General features: G+C 57.3%; 7 protein-coding genes. 3 read left to right on the top strand and 4 right to left on the bottom strand.

What is annotated here, in order from left to right:
• Positions 1-253 precede the first annotated feature (253 nt).
• The 4 genes from BY454_RS15125 to BY454_RS15110 all read right to left on the bottom strand — a co-directional run bounded on the left by BY454_RS15125 (position 254) and on the right by BY454_RS15110 (position 3,202).
• A complete protein-coding gene (locus BY454_RS15125; RefSeq protein ID WP_104417417.1) occupies positions 254-670 on the bottom strand; it encodes a hypothetical protein in 417 nt (138 codons plus the stop codon).
• 310 nt (positions 671-980) lie between these two features.
• On the bottom strand, positions 981-1,676 hold the full coding sequence (locus BY454_RS15120) for an aspartate/glutamate racemase family protein (protein WP_104417416.1): 696 nt from the start codon (positions 1,674-1,676) through the stop codon (positions 981-983).
• 26 nt (positions 1,677-1,702) lie between these two features.
• A complete protein-coding gene (locus tag BY454_RS15115; protein ID WP_104417415.1) occupies positions 1,703-2,611 on the bottom strand; it encodes a YihY/virulence factor BrkB family protein in 909 nt (302 codons plus the stop codon).
• A gap of 132 nt (positions 2,612-2,743) precedes the next feature.
• Positions 2,744-3,202 (bottom strand): YbjN domain-containing protein, encoded by a 459-nt coding sequence (locus BY454_RS15110; RefSeq protein ID WP_104417414.1) that lies wholly within the window; start codon positions 3,200-3,202, stop codon positions 2,744-2,746.
• A gap of 249 nt (positions 3,203-3,451) precedes the next feature.
• On the opposite strand from BY454_RS15110, the gene BY454_RS15105 reads away from it, so the two are divergent.
• The 3 genes from BY454_RS15105 (at position 3,452) to trpD (ending at position 6,545) form a co-directional block, all read left to right on the top strand.
• On the top strand, positions 3,452-4,753 hold the full coding sequence (locus BY454_RS15105) for an MFS transporter (RefSeq protein ID WP_104417413.1): 1,302 nt from the start codon (positions 3,452-3,454) through the stop codon (positions 4,751-4,753).
• Positions 4,754-4,926: 173 nt separating this feature from the next.
• Entirely contained in the window at positions 4,927-5,505 is a 579-nt protein-coding gene (locus BY454_RS15100) for an anthranilate synthase component II (RefSeq protein WP_104417412.1), read from the top strand.
• An 11-nt stretch (positions 5,506-5,516) separates the two neighbouring features.
• Positions 5,517-6,545, top strand: a complete 1,029-nt coding sequence (trpD, locus tag BY454_RS15095; protein ID WP_104417411.1) for an anthranilate phosphoribosyltransferase — start codon at positions 5,517-5,519, stop codon at positions 6,543-6,545.
• The last annotated feature ends 124 nt before the right edge of the window (positions 6,546-6,669 follow it).

The raw sequence follows: 6,669 nt of genomic DNA, 5'->3' as shown, positions 1-6,669 counted from the left end.
ACTTATTAAGCAATCAGGGCCGCAACTGGGCGGCCATGGCGGCCACCCGCCCAGTCTGCGAGACTTGCTGGGTGGCTATGAGAAATCCGGGCTAGCATATCCAACACACAGATAATCAACGCCCAGGAAAGACCGCCTGCCAGGCCAATTAGTCCCGTAACCTTGATTAGCGAGTAAAGGTTCAACTGAACGGCGCAACGACTATAAGTAGGTTCGTGATCACTCATCAGTGGGCACTCCGGGCTTTGAGGCATCAGGTCAATTTCAGAAAACCAGCCTCTTCAAACATCATGATTACCGACAGCGCCATCGCGAAAAAAGCTAACAAAGTCAGTATTCCAACCCCAAATATTTTCCAGTTGGATTCGAACGTGTAACCTTCCGCCTCCTCAATTTGGACTTTTCCCATTTGCGTTGAGCTCGCAATTTGTCGGGCTGCAAAGCAGTAGGCCAATGGAATCACAAGGTTTGGAAAGCTCTCCGGTATGAAGGGAAGAAGGACCAAAAGCGCAATGACAAAAAGCACGCCGTACACCAGCGTTTTCTGAGCATAATCATCCCTGCCAAGGGCCAGATAATTTCTCCGCAAATAGTAAACCGTTGCTAACGGCCCGCCCCAGAAAGCTCCGCCGGCGATTTGAGCGGGTGATAAAAGCTTTTTTTCATCCATGATTGATTTCCTTTGTCCAATATGAAACTAACGCTTCAAGGGGCCACTTTCGGAACCTCGGGTGAGATCAGAACAGCGCTACACCAGGCCGCTCATACCAGTATGGCTTACGTGAATCCGAAGGGAGGAAGGGGTGTGGAGGATAAAAGACATTGAAAGCCGTTCCTGCTCTACTACCGCCACTCGTCCCTGTGACTCTCAACAGTATACGTCCTTGCATATCGAAGACCCAAAGTCGTTATCAATAACAACTAATGGTTATGCAGGGCGCAACTACAAAATCAATCCTATCCCATACAGGTGGGCAATGCTATCCAGAAGCCAAAGCATGCCGAACGGCCTGGTCTGCATGGATCTCAGTGGTATCGTAAAGCTGCACGTCGGTATCCGAAGCCTGGATCAGCAGCCCGATTTCCGTGCAACCAAGAATTACCCCCTGGGCACCGCGCTCAGCCAGAGAAGACACAATATCCTGATAATCGGCTTTGGATTCAGGATTGACCACACCCTGGCAAAGCTCGGAATAGATCACTGAATGAATACGCTCCCGCTGGGTCTCATCCGGCACCAGCACGTCAATGCCATGGTCCCGGAGCCGGTCCACATAGAATGCTTGCTCCATGGTAAACCGCGTTCCCAACAGCCCCACGCAGGTAATCCCGTCTCGCTTAAGCACGCCGGCGGTGGCGTCCGCGATGTGGAGAAGCGGAATACCCGCCTCATGCTCGATTGCCGGAGCCACCTTGTGCATGGTGTTCGTGCAGAGTACCAGAAAGTCCGCACCGGCCGACCCCAACGCCTGGCCCGCCTGGGCCAGAATGTCAGCAGTGGCCTGCCAGTCTCCCCGGTGCTGCAACGCCTCAATCTCGGCGAAATCCACGCTGTAGAGCACGAGCTTTGCTGAATGCAGGCCGCCAAGCTGCTCTCTCACTTTCTGGTTTATCAGCCGGTAGTAGATCTGGGTGGATTCCCAGCTCATGCCGCCAATCAGCCCAATTGTCTTCACGAGAACCTCCCCCTTACCGTTGGTTTCTATTGAACCCTATCTTCTGCACGGCGACGCCGGGCCCCCGGCACGTTCTTCTGCTCCCGCAAGCGTGCGCCGTGATACCAGGGCAGCCCTGCATAGGCGCTGTCCTCCAGCTCGGCAATCACCTGGGCGCCCAGCAGCAGAATGATCGCCCCCACTTCCAGAGTGATCAGGATAATAATGGTAGTCGTCAGGGAACCATAGATAACATTCACAAACGACACATTCTGCAGATAGTACATCAGCACCAGTCGTGTCCCTTCCCAGAGCATCGCTGCCACAAAGCCGCCAATGATGGCCCGACTCGGTTTAATGCGCACGATAGGCAGCACTTTATAAATCGCGCTGAACAACACAAACATGCAGAGGAAACTCAGGGGGTAGAGCACAGTGCCCGGGCGGTCGTAAAACAGATCGGCGAAGATAACTACCAGGGTCAGGCTCAGCAGACCAATGCCCAGCACAAGGATGAAAGCAAAAGGGAGCACAGCTGACACCCAAAAGCTGCGAGACGGAGCATCCGGGCGATGAAAAATAATGGCGATGGCGTCTTCCATCATCCGGAAGGCAAAGGAACTGAAGAACAGCATCACCGGAACACTGATAAAACCGACCACCTCCCGCGAGTTCAGGAAGGTTTTTACGGCCTCCACCAGCAACGCGCTCTGGCCCGTGCCCAGCAGCCGGGCTTGAAAGCTGATCACCTCGAGCAGCTTGGATTCTGGCACGATGTGGGAAAGCACAACCCCCAGCAGGGCCGCCAGGGGAATGGCCGAGAGCAGAACGTTATAGCCCACTCCACCTGCCAGCAGAATACCGTGATTGGCCCAGAAACGCCCCACCACCCGCCGAGCAAACCGAAGCAAACGCTGAACGAACAGAACGGTGCTCTGGGAACGGGTATCGGACATCAAGCTATCCCAAGTGACGGTGCGTTTTAGCGACAAAAATCAGGCCGCGTTTGCAGGCCCTAGCCCCAATCTAGCAAAAACCATCGGGAATGCTTTCCGGAACCCGGCCACCTGAGGGGCCGCCCCATTCAGTCAGCTTTGGTCATTTTCCAAAAGGAATTCTATATAGCCCGGAACTGAGACATTCACGAATATCCTAAAGAACTCGCCCACATTCTTCTTGGTTAACCCGCCATTGGACAACAGGTCGGCTTCCAGTACCGGGTCGTTGTCGGCATCCAGGTAAGCACGGGAAAGGCGCTTGGTACGATTCCACTCATTCATATCTTCGTAGGAAAGTGTCACGCCACTGGTTACGAAATAGCCCTGAAGGTCGCCATCGTCATTATTGAAAAGAATATGGGTGCGACCGTTTACGTTGACCTGAATGGCGCCTTCGTCGAGCTTGGTAACAGCGCTGAAACCATCGGCTCTCAGGATCTCCATGATCTCCGCATCGGAATACTTGCCCTTTATCTCCTCGGCGGAATAGGCCGACGCCGGCAACCAGAAACAGAACACCGCCAGCAATGCAATAAAACGTGCTTTCATCGTTTTCTCCCTATGAGCCATGAGTCGTTCTTGTCAGGTTGCCCTTGGAGCCGGACTGGCACCCTGGTCAACCTCATTCAACCATCAGAATTGCTGTCAGAACAATGATCCAGCGCAGGTTCAGCCCGCCAGCATTAGCCAGCCAGTCTCAATAGGCCATACTAATCTGTTGTGATGCCATCAACACAATCTCCCGCATGAACCAACCCCGAAGTTCACCGGGAACAACTGAAAAACAGTGACGAGCCCATGGATCAGGACGACAGCAAACACCACCGGGTGGTCCCCAAACTCGCCTCGCTGGCGGTGTTATTGCTGGCCACCGTCGTGATGTACATAAGCCAGGGGTTAACGCATACCCTGGTCCCACTCAGGCTCGCCAGTGGCTCTGCCTCGGGCCTTGTAACGGCCTGTTATTTTGTGGGGTTCAGTCTGGGCGCGTTTCTCGGCCCACAACTTATCCGACGAGTCGGCCATATCCGCGCCTTTGGCGGCCTTCTGGGGATTGTCATCCTTGCCGTGCTGTCCCTGGCGCTGGTCGACGCACTCTGGTTCTGGGGGCTGATCCGGCTGCTGCATGGCGCCAGTATCGCCGCCGCAGCTATTGTGGTTGAGGCCTGGCTGGTCAGCGCCTCCGGCCCAGAGGCCCGGGGACGGGTGCTGGCAGTCTACACCCTCGCGGTTTATGGCGGCATAGGCATCGGCCCACTGTTTCTGACCATCCTGCCAGAGGGGGCAGACACACTCTGGCAACCTTTCAGCGTTGCCGCCATCATCCTGTGCCTGGCAGCGGTGCCAGTCCTGTTCTGGCGCACCGACGCACCCCCGATACCCACGCACAGCCCCGCCAGCTGGCGACGCATCACAAGCGTCTCGCGAGTCAGTCTGGCAACCTCTGCCACGGCCGGTTTTTCAGGGGGTGCCCTCACCGCGCTGGGACCGATCTACGCCGTCTCACTGGGGCTGGACATGGCTGGTGTCGCATTGATCATGAGCGTACCCATTATCCTTGGCCTGGTGCTGCAATGGCCGGTGGGAACACTCTCCGACCGTTACGAGCGCCGTCGGGTCATGTCCAGTGCGACACTGGTCAGCGCCAGTTGCGCCCTCGCGCTCATCTGGGGCCAGAGCCTGGGTCTGGCTGCGGTCTACTGTCTGCTGGCGGGGCTTCATGGCATTCTGTACGCGCTTTACCCTCTTGCCCTCGCCCATGCCAACGACCGAGTCGGAACCCCCACCGATACCGCTGATATCGGTGCCGGCCTCCTGTTGAGCTATGGCATAGGGGCAGCGGCCGGGCCCGCCGTTGCCGGCGGCGTCGCCCTTGCCATCGGACCAACCTCGGGCTTTATGGTGGCAACAGCGGCTCTGGCGCTGACGGGCGTCTACGTGCTGGTGGATATCCGCCGTCACGCCCAAGTCGCCATCGTTGATAAAGGCGCCTACACCAACCTGCCGTCCTCAACGCCGGAAGTATTCGAGCTGGAGCCGCGGACGGTTCCCGAGCCGGTGATTGAAGAGGAGGCGGGCGTTGCCCAGGCGGATAAGTGATAAAGATACATACCTTGATCACTTTTCACCCCGGCAACCCGATATTGTACCGGGGCCGGCTGGCTGCAATAATCCTTCTCTTATTCGCTCCACACCCGGCAACGATGGGACAGGAAACACGATGAGCCCCATGGCGAGCACCTTCAGCAACACAATGAATCAGTAACGCCGCCATGATTTTGATGATCGACAACTTCGATTCCTTCACCTACAACGTGGTGCAGTACCTGACCGAGTTGGGTGCCGAGGTGCGGGTGGTCCGCAACGATGAAATCACCGTGGAAGCGATTGAGGCGTTGCGCCCGGAGCGGCTGGTGATTTCGCCGGGGCCGTGTACGCCGGATGAATCCGGCATTACCCTGGAAGCGATCCGGTATTTTTCCGACAAGCTGCCGATCCTGGGCATTTGCCTGGGGCACCAGGCCATCGGGCAAGTGTTTGGCGGGCAGGTGGTGCGAGCCGGAGCGGTGATGCACGGCAAGGTGTCGCCAATGGTGCACACCAATGCCGGGGTGTTCCAGGGGCTGAGCAATCCGCTGAACGCCACCCGTTACAACAGCCTGGTGATCGATAAGGCCAGCCTTCCGGATTGCCTGGAGATTACGGCCTGGACCCAATGCGCCGATGGCTCGGTGGATGAGATCATGGGTGTACGCCACAAAACGCTGCCCATTGAAGGGGTACAATTCCACCCGGAATCGATCATGACCGAGCAGGGACACGACTTGCTGCGCAACTTTCTGACAACCTGAGAGGCCAATACATGGACATGAAACAAGCACTGAACCGCATCGCCTCCAACCTGGACCTCTCGCGGGAGGAAATGAAAGATGTGATGCGCATCGTAATGAACGGTGAGGCCACCGACGCCCAGATTGGCGCGTTCTTGATGGGTTTGCGCCTGAAGAGTGAAACCATTGATGAGATTACCGGTGCCACCGAGGTGATGCGCGAACTAGTGACCGGCGTCACCGTCAACGCAGACCCGCTGGTGGATATTGTTGGTACCGGCGGTGACGGTGCCAACCTGTTCAACGTGTCTTCGGCTTCGGCGTTTGTGGTGGCGGCTGCCGGCGGTTTTGTCGCCAAACACGGCAACCGGGGCGTGTCCTCCAAGAGCGGCAGTGCGGATTTGATCGAAAAAGCCGGCATCAACCTGGACATGAAGCCGGAAGAAGTGGCGCGCTGTGTTCAGGAAATCGGCGTGGGCTTCATGTTCGCCCCGGCCCACCACGGCGCCATGAAGCACGCCATCGGCCCGCGCAAGGAGCTGGGCTGTCGGACCATTTTCAACATCCTCGGCCCCATGACCAACCCGGCCGGCGTGAAACGCCAGCTGATTGGCGTGTTCACCAGGGAATTGTGCCGCCCCATGGCGGAAGTTATGTATCGCCTGGGTGCTGAGCACATCATGGTGGTGCATTCAAAGGACGGCCTGGATGAAATCAGCCTGGCCTCCCCGACCCATGTGGCCGAACTGAAGGACGGCGAAATCACCGAATACGACACCACCCCGGAAGATCTGGGCATCAAGAGCCAGTCGCTGGTGGGTCTGACGGTGGATTCGTCCGAAGAATCCCTGGCGCTGATCAAGGCTGCCTTCGGCCGTAACCACGACGAGATCACCGAGAAGGCGCGGGACATCATCGCCCTGAACGCCGGCGCGGCCATTTACGTGGCGGGCCTGGCCGATACCGCCAAAGAAGGCGTGGCCCTGGCGCTGGATGCCATGGGTTCCGGACTGGCGATGGGCAAGATGTCCGAGCTGGCTGATTTTTCGCAATGTTTTTGATGCCGGCCTGCTGAATTATTAGCCGGACGACCCGGTGGGGAGGCCCTTTCCAAAACACGCCCGCAAGTACGTCCCTGTAGGGCTTGACTGCAGCCATCCATGGCTGCAGACAGTTTTGGAAAGG

Origin of the sequence: Marinobacter persicus, from assembly GCF_002934325.1 — a bacterium.
GTDB lineage: Bacteria > Pseudomonadota > Gammaproteobacteria > Pseudomonadales > Oleiphilaceae > Marinobacter > Marinobacter persicus_A.
Note: the sequence above shows the minus strand (reverse complement) of the source record. Positions and strands in the feature narration are given on the sequence as shown.